Source organism: Streptomyces sp. NPDC028907 (assembly GCF_055564995.1).
In genome coordinates this window covers 546,002-559,579 of sequence record NZ_JBVHVE010000002.1, presented here as the reverse complement: position 1 = coordinate 559,579, position 13,578 = coordinate 546,002, and the positions used below count along the sequence as shown (strand labels likewise).

Genomic DNA, 13,578 nt, shown 5'->3' with positions numbered 1-13,578 from the left:
GTTTCGGCGTCCGCGAGCAACCACCGCGTAGTCGCGGTCGCCACGAAACCTGTCCCCCTCCTTGGGAATGCGCGGCATCACATCCTCCGTTGCTTAATGTGGTGCAACAATGCGTGTGCACATACTGACCGGTATAAGCAGCCCCCGTTCCAAGGAGCCCTCCACGTGACCGTCACCCAGCCCGCCGCCATCCGGGCGGCTCAGATTCTGTCCCGGCCGACCGTGATCAATGGCCTGACCGTGCCGAACCGCATAGTGATGGCGCCGATGACGCGGATGTTCTCGCCGGGCGGCGTCCCCGGCGAGGACGTGCTGTCGTACTACGCGCGCCGCGCCGCGGCCGGCGTCGGACTGATCGTCACCGAGGGGACGTACGTCGGTCACGACTCGGCCGGGCAGAGCGACCGGGTCCCGCGGTTCCACGGGGAGGAGCAGCTGGCGGGCTGGGCGAAGGTCGCCGACGCGGTGCACGCGGCCGGCGGCACGATCGTGCCGCAGCTGTGGCACATCGGCATGGTGCGTGAGCAGGGCGAGCCGCCGTTCGCCGAGGCCCCCGCCGTCGGCCCCTCCGGGCTGCGGATCGGCGCCGACGAGGCCACCGGCAAGGCGATGACCCAGAGCGACCTCGACGACGTCATCGGCGCCTTCGCCCAGGCCGCCGCGGACGCGGAGCGCATCGGCTTCGACGGCGTGGAGATCCACGGCGCCCACGGCTACCTCGTCGACCAGTTCCTGTGGGCGGGGACGAACCGTCGCACGGACGCGTACGGCGGCGACCCCGTCGCCCGTACGAAGTTCGCGGCGGAGATCGTGGCCGCCGTACGTGAGCGGGTCTCCGCGGACTTCCCCGTCATATTCCGCTACTCGCAGTGGAAGCAGGAGGCCTACGACGCCCGCCTCGCCGAGAGCCCCGAGGAGCTGGACGCCCTGCTCACTCCGCTCGCCGCGGCCGGTGTCGACGCCTTCCACGCCTCCACCCGCCGCTACTGGATCCCCGAGTTCGAGGGCTCGGACCTCAACCTGGCCGGCTGGACGAAGAAGCTCACCGGCAAGCCCGCCATCACCGTCGGCTCGGTCGGCCTCGACGGCGAGTTCCTGGGCGCCTTCGTCGGCAAGGGTTCCGAGGTCAAGGGCATCGACGACCTCCTGGACCGGCTGGAGGCCGAGGAGTTCGACTTCGTCGCCGTCGGTCGCGCGCTGCTCCAGGACCCGCAGTGGGCGGCGAAGGTGCTGGAGGGCCGCTTCGGCGAGCTGGCGGCGTACGACGCGGCCTCGCTGAAGACCCTGAGCTGACGTCGGTCCGGTCATCCCTCCCTGTGAGGGGTGACCTGTCCCGCTTGAGTAAGTCAATCAACTGACTTAAGGTTGCCTCGGTCAATCACGCACGTGTCGACGGAGGCCCCGAAATGTCCCACCCCCCATCGCCGAGAACGAATGCCGTGGTGGCGGTGCTGGCCTTCGCCGGGATCGTCGTGTCGCTGATGCAGACCCTGGTCATCCCGATCGTCCCGGAGCTGCCGCGACTGCTGGACGCCCCCGCGTCGGACGCGGCCTGGGCGGTCACGGCGACGCTGCTCGCGGCCGCCGTCGCCACGCCGGTGATGGGGCGGCTCGGCGACATGTACGGCAAGCGGCGGATGCTGCTGGTCAGCATCGTGCTGCTGGTGGCCGGCTCGGTGGTCTGCGCACTGAGCGACTCGCTGGTCCCGATGATCGTCGGGCGGGTGCTCCAGGGGCTGGCCTCCGGTGTCATCCCGCTCGGCATCAGCATCATGCGGGACGAACTCCCCGCCGAACGCCTCGGCTCCGCCACCGCCCTGATGAGCGCCTCCCTCGGCATCGGCGGTGCGCTCGGTCTGCCCGCCGCCGCGCTGATCGCGGACTACTTCAACTGGCACGTGCTGTTCTGGACGTCGGCCGGCATGGGCGTCGCGGCGCTGGTGTGCGTGCTGCTGTTCGTGCCCGAGTCGAAGGTGCGCACCGGCGGCCGGTTCGACCTGGTCGGCGGCGCGGGCCTGGCGGCCGGGCTGGTGTGTCTGCTGCTGGCCATCTCCAAGGGGGCCGACTGGGGCTGGGGCAGTGGCACGACGCTGGGGCTGTTCGCCGCGGCCGGGGTCGTCCTGTCGGCGTGGGGTTGGTGGGAGCTGCGGACCGAGCAGCCGCTGGTCGACCTGCGGACCACGGCCCGCCGTCAGGTACTGGTCACCAACCTGGCCTCGATCGCCGTGGGCTTCGCGATGTTCGCCATGAGCCTGGTCATCCCGCAGATCCTCCAGCTCCCCGCGCAGACTGGCTACGGCCTCGGCAAGTCGATGCTGGTCGCGGGCCTGTGCATGGCACCGTCCGGGCTGGTGATGATGGCGACGGCACCGGTGTCGGCCGCGATCTCCCGGGCCAAGGGGCCGAAGGTCACGCTGATGGTGGGTGTCCTGATCGTCGCCGTCGGATACGGCCTCAACATCGTCCTGATGTCCGAGGTCTGGCACTTCGTCCTGGTGGCCTGTGTGATCGGCGCCGGCGTCGGCTTCGGCTACGGCTCGATGCCCGCCCTGATCATGAGCGCCGTACCGGCGTCGGAGACGGCCGCGGCGAACAGTCTCAACACGCTGATGCGCTCGCTCGGTACGTCCAGCGCGAGTGCGGTCGCCGGTGTGATCCTCGCCCAGATGACGACGGGCTTCGGCGGTTACGCGCTGCCGTCCGAGAACGGCTTCAAGGTGGTCCTCGCGGTGGGTGCGGGAGCCGCGCTGCTCGCGTTCGTGGTGGCGTCGTTCATCCCTCGACAGGGGATCGCTGCCGCCGACGGGGAGCCGGTGAGGTCGGAGGGCTCGGCGGAACCGGCGGGGGCGGCCAAGCAGTGACCGGCGGAACTACAGGTTGCCGAGGGGCTCGATGTCGACCTTCACCGGGGTGCCCCAGACGCGCAGCACCTCGTAGTCCGTGAACTCGTGCACCAGCCGGTACGCCATCGCCGGGCGCGGGCCGCGGCGCGCGGCGGCGAGGTAGAGCTCGGCCTCGCGGCGGTCGCGGCGCGGGGTGCCGCACAGCTGCCACTCCTGCCCGTTCCACAGCTCCGGCAGCCAGCGCTGCTGGGGCTGCGGGCGGTCGCCCCGGACGCCGTAGCGGGAAGGTACCGGGTGCTCGGGGGCGTAGGGCGCGGCCGGGCCGGAGCCGTTGAACTCGGCCCGGCGCGCCGCGCGGCGACGGGTCTCGCAGAGCAGGCAGAGGTCGGGGGCGGCGGTGTCGACCGGGCCGTTCGGGTGCTCCGGGCAGCGGGTCGCGGGGGCGGCGCCGGTGACGCTCTCGTCGAGGAGGTCGAGGGCGCGGCGGAGGTCGGCCTTGACCTCGTGGAGTTTGGCGTCCGGGGTGTCGGTGGTGAGGGACTCGCCGTGTTCGCCCACGAGGCGGAGGGCTCGGCCGAGGGCGGTTAGTTGGGCGTGGTTCATGGGGGGCTCCGGGGCTTGCGGGGGCCTGGTCAGGTGGTGCGGCAGACCTTCAGCATGCACATGGAGATCCTCTGCCTCCAATTGGGCCATGAATTCGTCGTGGGACAGGGATGGACCGGACGGAGCCGCCACACGAGCGCGCGCTTCGGCGATGTCGGCTTCGTCGAGCAGGCGCTGCTGCTCTTCCAGCGGGTTCATGGGGCTGCTCGTCCGGTCCGTGTACGTGTCAGTCCGCGTAGTCCTTGAGTTCTTCGGTGTCGAGCGTGAAGCCGAGTGGGTCGGGGAGTTCCACCGGGGTTCCCCAGGGGTGGGAGACGATCTGCTGGTAGCGGCCGTCCTTCGGCTCGCTGTACACCACGACGGTGTTGTTGTCGCGGTCGAAGAGCAGGTAGATCGGGATGTCTACTGCCGCATAGCCGACGGGCTTGTCGATGCGGTCTCGTTGATTGGTGTCGCGGTCGTGGGAGGTGATCTCAAGGACCATCAGGATGCCGTTGGACGCGGACCACTCGCCGTGCCCTTTGAAATGACCCCGTGGTACGAGCGCTCCGTCCGTGCGGGCTCGTCCTTTGCGGTAGGCCTCCGCCTTGACGCCGCGTTCGTGGTGGAGACGCAGGTCGGGGCGATGCTGTAGGCACTGCTCCAGCAGCCACATGTGGATCTCGCTGTGGTTGCCGTCGGGCATTGCCTTGACCTCTAGTTTTCCGTTGATGTACTCAAGCCGGACGGTCTCCGGCGCCCGGCGCTCCAATTCCTCGAAGTCTTCGACGCTGAGTGGATCCTTGGTCCGGACCCGTCCGTTGACGAATTCGAGCCGCACATGCTCCGGGGCGGCTGCGGCGAGGTCCTCGAAGTCCTCGATGGGCATCTGCGGGCGTTCGGCGGTGCTGGGGGTCATGGCTTCGCCTCCTCCCCTCCATCGTGCCCCGGGGTGGTGTCGGCGGACCGTAGGAGCTGTCATGCCGGTGCCCTTTCTTGTCGTCGTTGGGACATAGCGGCACGGATCTCTGCCGCATGGGCATGGATTGCGGGGGCTTGCAGGGGCGTGAGGTAGCGGTCGGCAGCGCGTTCGCCACGGCACGCACCGCAGATGCCGCCCGGTAGCGCCTCGGGGCGGCCGGGCACCCCGCACTTCGCGCACTCCAGGATGCGGAGGGGGCGGCGCGGGGGCTCGGGGACGGGCTCAGGCGGGAGCTTGGTTGTCAGGCGAGTGCGGAGCAGAGCCGCCGGGCTGTGGACCGGTGTGGGCAGGCCGGATGTCAGGGCGTGGAGTACGGCCTCGTCGGTGGCTCCCCGGGCGAACCAGGGCGTCAGCAGCGGGGCGAGCCGCGCGCACTCGGCCTCGGAGAGAGACAGGGCGGGGGCCGTACGGCCGAGGGCGGCCAGGAGGATGTGGGCGCGGGAGCGGGTCTGGCGGGGTGGACCGTCCGGTGCGGGTTCCCGCGGTACGTCGCCCCTTGTGAACGCCGCCCACCACACGTCGTCGCGTGCGGTACGGGAGAACCACGATCGAGTGATCCAGCGGGCGCTGCCCGACGCGGAGGTCAGGTGCTCGCGGCCTCGGCGCAAGTGGCCTGCCCGCTGGAGGTTGTTGAGGGCCGTGCGGAGCGCGCACTGTCCGTACGGGAGCTGCTTGGCCAGCGTTTTTACGGAGATGTCGGCGCCGTCGGGGAGGCGGTCGACGTAGGCGGCGATGGCGGCTTCGCGGGGTGGGAGGGCGGCGAAGTCGTGGTTCGTGCGGGGGTGTTGGTCGGGAGCTGACCGTTTCCCGTAACCCGGATTGGCCATGGGGTGCGGGGACGGGTGCGCGGGCAGGGAGGCAGCACTAAGCTGGGCATCAGCCATGGGATCGAACTATTCCTTCGATCTCGTAGGTCAAGCCCCCGCAGGTGTTGCGAGCACCTGGCGGGGGCTGTTCGTTATTCGGGCACGCTAGACGACCATCACTGTGCGTGGCAAGCCGAACGCTCCAAGTCAACTCGCGGGGTGGGAAGGTGGGTTGAGCCCTCCAACCATTCCTTGCAAAGAGGGCTCGGGGCTGGCCGCTTGAGCCTCGGGGCCGTTCAGGTCGCCCAGTAATCGCGGTCCGGCAGTTCGACCCAGTGGTCCGGTGGGCCGAGGATCGCTCGGGCGTCGGTGGGGCGCAGACCGGCGTATGCGAGCGAGTAGGCCACCGCCTGGTAGCAGTAGACGTACGAGAACAGGACATCCGCCGGACCGTCCTCCGCGTCCGGGCCGCCGCCCGGGTGGAGGTCCCAGCCCTCGCAGACGCCGTCGCGGTGGATGCTGCCCTGGTTGCCGCTCTTGGGGTTGGCGTACAGACCGTAGGAGACGGTGCCTGCGGAGAGGCGGGTGTGTACGCCGGGCATCGAAGGGCCGTATCCCCACGGCTGGGTGACGACGCAGCCGCCCGGCACGGTCGTCACGCCGACCACCCGAAGGCTCGCGTCCAGGTCGTATGGGTCCTCCTGCAGCTCGGCCATCAGCTCACCGTCGGCCGGTGTCGCCTCCAGGCGGCGTATCGCCTCCTCGGCGCCGATCCCTGCCACACAGGCCAGCCCCAGGCCGTCGTAGTAGATGTCCCCGAGGGCCGCTTTGAGCCGGCGGCCTTCCTCCGCCACCGCGCGCTCCGCCTCCGTCAGACCCGGCTGAGCCTCGGGCTCTGTGAACAGGCCGGGCTCCGGCCCGGCGAGGCTCAGCCGCCCCGGCGTCCAGCCGCCGTACCCGATCCACCCCGGGTCGGCTCCGGCGGCGGCCAGTGCGCGCGCGTTCTCGAAACAGCCCGCCACCACCGCCTCCCACAGTGCCGTGGCCCCGTTCTCCAGCGCGTCCACGTCCGCCACGCGCCGGGCCAGTTCCGCGACGACCTCGGGGGAGCCGAAGACCGCAGCCCGGTGCAGGGGCCGCAACCCCCCGGCACCCCACCTCTCCGGATCGGCTCCCGCATCGAGACGCCGCGTCACGTCCTCGTGGTCATTCCAGTCCCAATGGTCCATGCCCGCCCAGCCGTCGGCGTCCCTGCCCGTCATCCGTACCCCCAGTCCACCGCTCTCCCGTGCTCACACCATCGCAGACGCCACTGACAACGGGCGGTGCACCCTCCGCTCGGACCACGGCCGGAATCCACCTCTGGTGGACTGACGCCATGACGATCCTGCCGCAGCGCCTGCTCAAGGCGCTCGAACAGTTCAATGCCGCCCATCCCTGGGACCACAACGCCCACTATCACCGTTGGATCCTTCGGCAGTTGCCCCGCCGGTTCGGGACCGCGCTGGATGTCGGTTGCGGCACGGGGGATCTTGTGCGGCGGCTGGCCGCCAGAGCGGACAAGGGGGTTGTCGGTCTCGATTCCGATGCCGGGATCGTCGGGCGGGCGCGGGAGTTGACCCCGCCCGGCGCTCCCGCCACTTTCACTGTCGCCGACGCTCCGAGCGGGATTCCGGAGGGGCCGTACGACGTCATCGTCTGCGTTGCCGTACTCCATCACCTGCCGCTCGGCGAGACCCTGGCCCGCCTACGACAGCAACTCGCCCCCGGCGGAACCCTGGTGGTGGTCGGGCTGGCCCGTGACGAGAAGTTCGTCGACCATATGCTCGGCTTCGTCTCCATCCCGCTCAACCTGCTCATGGGGCTCGTCAAGAACCGGGGGCGGCGCACGGTGGTCCGGCCCGTCTCCATGACCGCGGTGACCCGACCCGCGGACCTCCCGTTCGGTGACATCGCCGGTGAAGCCCGGCGCGTCCTTCCCGGCGTACGGCTCCGGCGGCGGTTGTTCTGGCGGTACACGCTCGTCTGGCGTGGCTGACGCTCAGCCCATGCTCTTCGCGCCGTCCAAGGCCTCCCGGATGATGTCGGCGTGGCCGGAGTGCTGGGCCGTCTCGGCGATGATGTGCAGCAGCGTCCTGCGGGCCGACCATCGAGCCTCGGGCTCGAACCACGGGGCCTCGGGCAGCGGGTGGGCTGCGTTCAGGTCGGGCAGGGTGGTGACCAACTCGTCGGTTTCGCGGGCCACTTCCTCGTACGCCGCCAGGACGCCGGCCAGCGTCTCGCCCGGCAGCATCCGGAACTCGTCGGCCCACTCGGCGAAGTCGGCCTCGGTCATGGCGGTGAAGTCGGGCATCGCCGACGGGCCGTGCTGGATGAACTCGACCCAGTGCCGCTCCACCGACGTGACGTGTTTGATCAGGCCGCCCAGACACAGCTCACTGGCCGTGGTCCGCTGCCCTGCCTGCTCGTCGGTCAGGTCCCGCGTGGTGAAGCGCAGGAAGTGCCGCTGCTTGGCGAGTGCTTCGAGGAGGTCGGCGCGCTCGCCGGTGGCAGGGACGGTGGCGGTGGTGGCGGCGGTGTTGTGCGTGGTCTCAGTCATGACGGCCACGCTAGGGGGCAACTAGGTCAGATCCTGACCGCTTCGACGAAGGCCGACCAACTGGATGCGCGGAGTATGAGCTTCGGGCCGTGGGGGGCCTTGGAGTCACGGACGGGGACGACGGTGGGGAAGTCGTGGGTGACTTCGAGGCAGTCACTGCCGCCTTGGCTGTAGCTCGACTTGTGCCAGGTGGCTGTGGCCAGGTCGTGCTCAGGGATGTTCCTCATGGGCGTAATCCTGCGCCAACGCCTCGATCAGGGCCAGGGACTTCTCCCGCGAGTGCGCGGAGGCGACGAGAAAGTCGAACCTGAACCTCTGTTGGGCGACCGTGGCAGGGTCGTCCTCCAGTCGCCCCGTGCTGACCCCCTCGTAGAAGACCAGCGGAGGGGCGTCCTCGAACTCCATCAGCTTCAGGGAGCCCTGCATCGCCGCGTGTGCTCCCGCACTGAACGGCAGTACCTGCACGACGACCCGGTTTCGGCGAGCCAGGCTCACGATGTGACGCAGGGCGTCCGCCATCACCGCTCGACCACCCGTCACCCGGCGCAGCGCAGCCTCATCAAGCACTGCCCACAACAAAGGCTTTGTTGGATCGTCGAGCAGGCGGACCCGCTCCATCCGGCCTTCGGTCCATTCCTCGATGGTCTCTTCCGTCGCCGTCGGGTCGTACGCGCGGTTCACAGCCTGTGCGTACGTGCGTGTCTGCAACAGCCCGGGGATCAGGAGCGCTGCGTATTGCCTGATCAGCGTGGCTTGCGCCTCAGCCTCGGCTGCCTCGGCGAAATGGTCCTCATACTTCGACTTGGCCGCTGCGGAGCAGTTCCGCTCGAAGAACCCGTTCGTGCCCAGGACCTCGTCCACCAGCGGCGCCATGTCCGGCCGCAACCGCCGCGTACCCGCCTCCAGTTGCCCCACGAACGTGCCGCTGACGAACAGCCTCAGGCCCAGGGCCTCCTGGCTGAGGCCCTTTCTTTCGCGGGCGTGACGTAATTCCGCGCCCAGCAGCGCGCGGGGCGATGACGACGGGTCGAGGTCCTTGGGTCCCGGCATGGCAGCTCCAGGTCGAACAGCGGAGATGTTGGTGTCTCCCGTATGGCCAGGCTAGAGCCGTGCTCGCCACGCTGTGTTGTGAATCGCAAACTCTGTGTGGACGTGGGAGGCAAGTGTGCCGTCGACCGAAGAAGTGGTGGCGTCGTTGCGGGAGGCCCTCGTGGGTGCCGGTGTCGTGCTGCCGTCGCTGTGTGTGGATCCGGTGACCGGCGCCAGTGGCGAGCCGTTCCCGCTCGTGGACCTCGGGCGCTGCAATGTCCGTGTCGCCGAGAAGCTGGCCTCGGTGGTGCGGGGGGAGCAGCCGGCCGTGGGCAGTCATGCCGTGGATGTGCGGGACGGGCGTATCGGCGAGGTCAGGGGGCACGTGGGCGGCAGGGTGCAGTTGCGGCCCGTGGAGGGTGGGCGGGAGTGGGACTGTCCGCGGGACGCGGTGGAGGTGGCGCCGCGCGGGGAGGTGTTGCGGGCGCAGGTTCGGGGCGTCAACCGGGAGGGGCAGCTGCGTTGAGCCAACCGCCGGGCGGGAAGGGCGAGTTGGAACCAGGCCCCTCCCGCCCGGTTGAAGGACGGGAAGCCCCGAAGTGTGGGGGCCGTTGCGCACCGCCGCGTCAGGTCGGCTCGGAGACGCGGTCCAGGCGGTCGTACTGCTCCTTGGACAGCCGTACCGCGGCCGCCCCGACGTTCTCCTCCAGATGCGCGATGCTCGTCGTGCCGGGGATCGGGACGATCACCGGGGAGTGGGCGAGCAGCCAGGCCAGGACGACCTGGGTCGGGGTCGCGTCGACCTCCTTCGCCACCGCGGCGATCTCGGCCCGCGCCCCCGACTGCCCCGCCGCCACCGGCCGCCACGGAAGGAACGCGACCCCCGCCGCCTCGCACGCCTTCAGCACGGGTTCGTACTCGCGGTCGAGGAGGTTGTAGCGGTTCTGGACGCTCGCGATCTCGACCACGGCCTGCGCCTCGGCGAGCTCGGCGACCGTCACCTCGGAGAGGCCGATCCGGCCCACCTTGCCCTCGTCGCGCAGGTCACGGAGGGCACCGACCTGGTCGGGGATCGGGACGGCCGGGTCGAGACGGTGGAGTTGGAGCAGTTCGACGCGGTCGAGGCGGAGCCTTCGCAGGGCCTCGTCGACCTGGACGCGGAGGTCGGCCGGCTCGCCCGCGTGCCGCCAGCCCTCACCGGTGCTGGTGTGGCGGATGCCGACCTTCGTGGCGATCACGAGGTCGTCGGGGTACGGGTGCAGGGCCTCGGCGAGGAGGTCCTCGTTGGCGCCCCAGCCGTACAGATGGGCCGTGTCGATCAGGGTGACGCCGAGTTCCACGGCCCGTCGGGCGACCGCGAGTTGGGCGGCGTGGGCCGCCTCGTCGGGGTCGGGCCTCAGCCGCATGGCCCCGAATCCGAGCCGTCGTACTTCCAGGTCGCCGCCGATGCGGAAGGTCGTCGGTGCCGTCATGTGGTCACGCTAACAGGGGAGTTGGCCGGACAGGGCGGAGTCAGGTGGCCGACGTCAGCGCGGCCCGCAGGTGACCGCCCGACTCCTCCAGGAGCCGGGCGGCCGTGGCTCCGTCCACGTCCGCCAGCAGGACCAGGATCGCCGTCTTCACCTCGCCGCCCGCCTCGGTCAGGGCCCGCTCGATGTCCGTGTCCCGCGCGCCCGTGGCCAGCGCGACGATACGGCGGGAGCGGGCCCGCAGCTTGTCGTTGGAGGCGCGGACGTCGACCATCAGGTTCCCGTAGGTCTTGCCCAGCCGGATCATCGTGATCGTCGACAGCATGTTGAGGACCAGCTTCTGCGCGGTGCCGGCCTTGAGGCGGGTCGAGCCGGTCAGCAGCTCCGGACCGACGACGACCTCGATCCCGTGGTCCGCCGCCGCCGCGAGGGCACTGCCCGGATTGCAGGCCAGGCCGACCGTCAACGCGCCCCGCGCACGGGCACGTTCGACCGCCCCGAGCGCGTACGGCGTCCGCCCGGAGGCCGAGATGCCGACCACCGTGTCGGTGGAGCCGAGCGCGAGGGCGTCCAGGTCGGCGCGGGCCAGCTCCTTGGAGTCCTCGGCGCCCTCCACCGAGGTGACCATGGCTTTTGGCCCTCCCGCGATCAGCCCGACGACCTGCGAGGGAGCGGTGTTGAAAGTAGGCGGGCACTCGGAGGCGTCGAGCACACCGAGGCGCCCCGCGGTGCCGGCCCCCGCGTACACGAGACGCCCGCCCCGCGCCATCCGCTCGGCGATGGCGTCGATGGCGGCGGCGATCTCGGGGATCCGAGCCGCGACGGCCGCGGCCACGGAGGCGTCCTCGCCGTTCATGAGCCGCGCGATGTCGAGGGTGGGGAGTTGGTCGATCTCGGCGAGCTCGGGCCGAAAGGCCTCGGTGGTGAGGGAGTCCAACTCGGAGCGGAGATCGCGGGGGTTGGAGGTGGAGGTCATGAGAGACGGCTCTTTCTGAGGTACGGCGTGCTGTCTAACCTCTGGGGGCGCCGCAGACGACCCACGACGGTCGGGCCTACGGGCTACCGACGGTGCCGATGCGCCAGCGCCTCGTAGGACGCCGCCAGCGCGGGCCCCGCCGTGTCATACGTCCGCTGAGCCACCCCCACGAACAGACAGTCCACCACGAGCAACTGACTGGTCCGGGACGACATGGCCGCAGGCCGCAGTTCACTCTCCCGAGCCGTGGACGTCGTAAGAATGTGATCGGCGTACTGAGCGACGGCCCCGTCCGGCCGCCCCGTGATGGCGACCGTCGTGGCCCCCCGCTCGAACGCGACCCGCAACGGCTCGATGACATCACCCGTGGACCCGGAGTGCGTGATGGCGATGGCGACGTCACCCGCCCGCAACTGCACCGCGTTCGTCACGGCGAGATGCGGATCGCTGTGCGCGTGGGCTATGAGCCCTATCCGCAGCAGCTTCTGCGCGAGGTCCTGCGCGACCAGCCCGCTCGCGCCGACGCCGTACACGTCGATACGGCGGGCCGCCGCGGCGGCCGAGACGGCCGCTCCGAGCTGGGCGGTGTCGAGGCCGGCGGCCGTGTCGGCGAGGGTCTGCTGTTCGTCGTAGGCGAGCTTGGCGACCACGTCGGCGATCGGGTCGTCCACGGCGATGTCGGTCGTGATGGCGGGGGCGCGGCCCGACTGCTGCTGGGCGGCGAGGCCGGCGAGGGCTAGGCGCAGATCGCGGTAGCCGGGGTAGCCGAGGAGGCGGGCGGTGCGGACGACGGTGGCCTCGCTGGTGCCGGTGAGCTCGGCGAGGCCGGTGACCGTGAGGGCCGCGCAGCCCGCCGGGTCGTGCGCGACCGCTTCGGCGACGCGCTGCATGGAGCGGGTCATCGACGGGGCGAGCGTGCGCACCTTGGCGGCGAGGGCGGCGGGTGCGGGGGCCGCGCCGACGCGCGCTCCGAAAGTTTCCTTCACATCACGGGTCACCGTTGAAAGGTATTTTCAATACCGAGGCGTGGTCAAGAGTGCGCACAATGGGTGCATGGAACCCATCAGTCCGCTGGAGCAGGCGCTGCACACGGCCCGCGCCCTCGTGCTCGCCGACCTGGTCGCGGGCGAGGTCGCCGAGGCGGACGTGGTGTCGCTGGTCGAGGAGTCGGTCGTACAGCGGCGCTGGTGGGTGGAGCAGTGGCCGGACGGTGTGGAGTACGTGGCCGGGCTGGTCGCCCAGGACGTACAGGACGCGCTGCTCGACCGGTACGGGCGCTGGCCGCTGTGCCCGGTGTGCGGCTCCGGTGATCCGCATGCGCTGGAGGTCGAGCCGGAGCTGGGGCCGGACCCGCACTGGGTGTGCCACCAGGCGGGGGTGAAGGTCGCGGCGGTGGGGGCGCTCGGGTCGGCGGGATCCCCGGGGCCGACTGGGCCGACGGGGCCGACGGGAAACGCGTGACGTCGTGGCGATCTACATAGACCCCCCGACCTGGCCGGGGCACGGCCGGATGTGGTCCCACCTGGTGAGCGACGTGTCGTACGACGAACTGCATGTGTTCGCCGACGAGTTGGGCGTGCCGCGACGGGCCTTCGAGCGGGACCACTACGACATCCCGTCCCATCGTTACGCCGACGCGGTGCGGGCGGGGGCGATGGAGGTCAGCAGCCGTGAGGTGGTGCGGTTGTTGCAGGGGGCGGGGTTGCGGAGGCCGAAGGGGCGGGCGAATGGTTAGGGCCCGCGTCCCTCGGCCTCGGGTGCGGCGGCCTGCTCGCCACAGGTCCCAGGTGTAGGTCCTGGGCACAGGTCCTAGGCGAACTGGCCCGGCTGGTAGCTGCCCGCGGGCTGCTGGATCATGACGTTCAGCCGGTTGTAGGTGTTGATCATCGCGATAAGGATCACCAGCGCGGCGAGCTGTTCCTCGTCGTAGTGCTTTGCGGCGTTCTCCCAGATCTCGTCAGGGACTCCACCGGCGCCGTCCGCGATGCGGGTGCCCTGCTCGGTGAGCTCCAGGGCGGCGCGCTCGGCCTCGGTGAAGCAGGTGGCCTCCCGCCAGGCGGCGACCAGGTTGAGCCGCAGCCAGTCCTCGCCGGCGGCCACCGCGTCCTTGCTGTGCATGTCGGTGCAGAAGCCGCAGCCGTTGATCTGGCTGGCCCGGAGCGTCACAAGGTGCTGCGTGCCGACCGGCAGCGGCGAGTCGTGCACCGCCTTGCCGGCCGCGGCGAAGTGCTTGATGACCTTGCCGGCGATGGGGTTCTCGAAGAGGTTCAGACGGGCGTTCATGGCCAACTC

Annotated in this window: 17 protein-coding genes; 6 read left to right on the top strand and 11 right to left on the bottom strand. The window is 70.5% G+C overall.

The window, feature by feature from the left end; genetic code table 11:
* Positions 1-165 precede the first annotated feature (165 nt).
* Complete coding sequence (locus ACZ4UU_RS06945) at positions 166-1,293, top strand: NADH:flavin oxidoreductase (RefSeq protein ID WP_468037188.1); 1,128 nt, start codon at positions 166-168, stop codon at positions 1,291-1,293.
* Positions 1,294-1,406: 113 nt separating this feature from the next.
* Positions 1,407-2,861, top strand: a complete 1,455-nt coding sequence (locus ACZ4UU_RS06940) for an MFS transporter (protein WP_468037187.1) — start codon at positions 1,407-1,409, stop codon at positions 2,859-2,861.
* Between the two features lie 9 nt (positions 2,862-2,870).
* On the opposite strand, the gene ACZ4UU_RS06935 is transcribed toward ACZ4UU_RS06940, so the two are convergent.
* From ACZ4UU_RS06935 to ACZ4UU_RS06920, 4 genes are all read right to left on the bottom strand, one after another.
* Positions 2,871-3,446 (bottom strand): hypothetical protein, encoded by a 576-nt coding sequence (locus ACZ4UU_RS06935; RefSeq protein ID WP_468037881.1) that lies wholly within the window; start codon positions 3,444-3,446, stop codon positions 2,871-2,873.
* 226 nt (positions 3,447-3,672) lie between these two features.
* Positions 3,673-4,344: a Uma2 family endonuclease gene (locus ACZ4UU_RS06930; protein WP_468037186.1), complete on the bottom strand. Its 672-nt coding sequence runs from the start codon at positions 4,342-4,344 to the stop codon at positions 3,673-3,675.
* 59 nt (positions 4,345-4,403) lie between these two features.
* Positions 4,404-5,291, bottom strand: coding sequence for a hypothetical protein (locus tag ACZ4UU_RS06925; RefSeq protein WP_468037185.1), 888 nt, complete (start codon positions 5,289-5,291; stop codon positions 4,404-4,406).
* A 218-nt stretch (positions 5,292-5,509) separates the two neighbouring features.
* Positions 5,510-6,475 (bottom strand): ankyrin repeat domain-containing protein, encoded by a 966-nt coding sequence (locus ACZ4UU_RS06920; RefSeq protein WP_468037183.1) that lies wholly within the window; start codon positions 6,473-6,475, stop codon positions 5,510-5,512.
* Positions 6,476-6,591: 116 nt separating this feature from the next.
* Between ACZ4UU_RS06920 and ACZ4UU_RS06915 the strand changes: the two genes are divergently transcribed.
* Positions 6,592-7,251 carry a class I SAM-dependent methyltransferase gene (locus ACZ4UU_RS06915; RefSeq protein ID WP_468037181.1) on the top strand — a complete coding sequence of 220 codons (660 nt, stop codon included), beginning with the start codon at positions 6,592-6,594 and terminating at the stop codon, positions 7,249-7,251.
* Between the two features lie 3 nt (positions 7,252-7,254).
* Here ACZ4UU_RS06915 and ACZ4UU_RS06910 read toward each other — a convergent pair whose 3' ends face one another.
* From ACZ4UU_RS06910 to ACZ4UU_RS06900, 3 genes are read right to left on the bottom strand one after another with little or no spacing between them, the layout of a single operon-like run.
* Complete coding sequence (locus ACZ4UU_RS06910) at positions 7,255-7,812, bottom strand: DinB family protein (protein ID WP_468037179.1); 558 nt, start codon at positions 7,810-7,812, stop codon at positions 7,255-7,257.
* Positions 7,813-7,838: 26 nt separating this feature from the next.
* The gene (locus ACZ4UU_RS06905; RefSeq protein WP_468037177.1) at positions 7,839-8,039 is read right to left on the bottom strand and encodes a DUF397 domain-containing protein; all 201 of its coding nucleotides are present in this window, start codon (positions 8,037-8,039) and stop codon (positions 7,839-7,841) included.
* A complete protein-coding gene (locus ACZ4UU_RS06900; protein WP_468037175.1) occupies positions 8,023-8,862 on the bottom strand; it encodes a helix-turn-helix domain-containing protein in 840 nt (279 codons plus the stop codon). The genes ACZ4UU_RS06905 and ACZ4UU_RS06900 overlap by 17 nt, the downstream gene beginning before the upstream one ends.
* A gap of 115 nt (positions 8,863-8,977) precedes the next feature.
* Between ACZ4UU_RS06900 and ACZ4UU_RS06895 the strand changes: the two genes are divergently transcribed.
* Positions 8,978-9,367, top strand: coding sequence for a hypothetical protein (locus tag ACZ4UU_RS06895; protein WP_468037173.1), 390 nt, complete (start codon positions 8,978-8,980; stop codon positions 9,365-9,367).
* 100 nt (positions 9,368-9,467) lie between these two features.
* On the opposite strand, the gene ACZ4UU_RS06890 is transcribed toward ACZ4UU_RS06895, so the two are convergent.
* The 3 genes from ACZ4UU_RS06890 to ACZ4UU_RS06880 form a co-directional block, all read right to left on the bottom strand.
* Positions 9,468-10,313 (bottom strand): aldo/keto reductase, encoded by an 846-nt coding sequence (locus ACZ4UU_RS06890; protein ID WP_468037171.1) that lies wholly within the window; start codon positions 10,311-10,313, stop codon positions 9,468-9,470.
* Between the two features lie 40 nt (positions 10,314-10,353).
* Positions 10,354-11,286: an N-acetylmuramic acid 6-phosphate etherase gene (gene murQ / locus ACZ4UU_RS06885; protein WP_468037169.1), complete on the bottom strand. Its 933-nt coding sequence runs from the start codon at positions 11,284-11,286 to the stop codon at positions 10,354-10,356.
* A gap of 83 nt (positions 11,287-11,369) precedes the next feature.
* Complete coding sequence (locus ACZ4UU_RS06880) at positions 11,370-12,284, bottom strand: MurR/RpiR family transcriptional regulator (protein ID WP_468037167.1); 915 nt, start codon at positions 12,282-12,284, stop codon at positions 11,370-11,372.
* Between the two features lie 55 nt (positions 12,285-12,339).
* Between ACZ4UU_RS06880 and ACZ4UU_RS06875 the strand changes: the two genes are divergently transcribed.
* Positions 12,340-12,747: a hypothetical protein gene (locus ACZ4UU_RS06875; RefSeq protein WP_468037165.1), complete on the top strand. Its 408-nt coding sequence runs from the start codon at positions 12,340-12,342 to the stop codon at positions 12,745-12,747.
* A gap of 4 nt (positions 12,748-12,751) precedes the next feature.
* Positions 12,752-13,021 carry a DUF4031 domain-containing protein gene (locus ACZ4UU_RS06870; protein WP_468037163.1) on the top strand — a complete coding sequence of 90 codons (270 nt, stop codon included), beginning with the start codon at positions 12,752-12,754 and terminating at the stop codon, positions 13,019-13,021.
* 74 nt (positions 13,022-13,095) lie between these two features.
* On the opposite strand, the gene ACZ4UU_RS06865 is transcribed toward ACZ4UU_RS06870, so the two are convergent.
* Positions 13,096-13,569 carry a carboxymuconolactone decarboxylase family protein gene (locus ACZ4UU_RS06865; protein ID WP_468037161.1) on the bottom strand — a complete coding sequence of 158 codons (474 nt, stop codon included), beginning with the start codon at positions 13,567-13,569 and terminating at the stop codon, positions 13,096-13,098.
* Positions 13,570-13,578: the final 9 nt, after the last annotated feature.

Coding starts and splice junctions, on each gene's coding strand:
- ACZ4UU_RS06940 (WP_468037187.1), top strand. CDS start 1,407: ATGTCCCACCCCCCATCGCCGAGAACGAATGCCGTGGTGGCGGTGCTG.
- ACZ4UU_RS06910 (WP_468037179.1), bottom strand. CDS start 7,812: ATGACTGAGACCACGCACAACACCGCCGCCACCACCGCCACCGTCCCT.
- ACZ4UU_RS06875 (WP_468037165.1), top strand. CDS start 12,340: ATGGAACCCATCAGTCCGCTGGAGCAGGCGCTGCACACGGCCCGCGCC.
- ACZ4UU_RS06915 (WP_468037181.1), top strand. CDS start 6,592: ATGACGATCCTGCCGCAGCGCCTGCTCAAGGCGCTCGAACAGTTCAAT.
- ACZ4UU_RS06920 (WP_468037183.1), bottom strand. CDS start 6,475: ATGACGGGCAGGGACGCCGACGGCTGGGCGGGCATGGACCATTGGGAC.
- ACZ4UU_RS06935 (WP_468037881.1), bottom strand. CDS start 3,446: ATGAACCACGCCCAACTAACCGCCCTCGGCCGAGCCCTCCGCCTCGTG.
- ACZ4UU_RS06890 (WP_468037171.1), bottom strand. CDS start 10,313: ATGACGGCACCGACGACCTTCCGCATCGGCGGCGACCTGGAAGTACGA.
- ACZ4UU_RS06865 (WP_468037161.1), bottom strand. CDS start 13,569: ATGAACGCCCGTCTGAACCTCTTCGAGAACCCCATCGCCGGCAAGGTC.
- ACZ4UU_RS06930 (WP_468037186.1), bottom strand. CDS start 4,344: ATGACCCCCAGCACCGCCGAACGCCCGCAGATGCCCATCGAGGACTTC.
- murQ (WP_468037169.1), bottom strand. CDS start 11,286: ATGACCTCCACCTCCAACCCCCGCGATCTCCGCTCCGAGTTGGACTCC.
- ACZ4UU_RS06900 (WP_468037175.1), bottom strand. CDS start 8,862: ATGCCGGGACCCAAGGACCTCGACCCGTCGTCATCGCCCCGCGCGCTG.
- ACZ4UU_RS06925 (WP_468037185.1), bottom strand. CDS start 5,291: ATGGCTGATGCCCAGCTTAGTGCTGCCTCCCTGCCCGCGCACCCGTCC.
- ACZ4UU_RS06905 (WP_468037177.1), bottom strand. CDS start 8,039: ATGAGGAACATCCCTGAGCACGACCTGGCCACAGCCACCTGGCACAAG.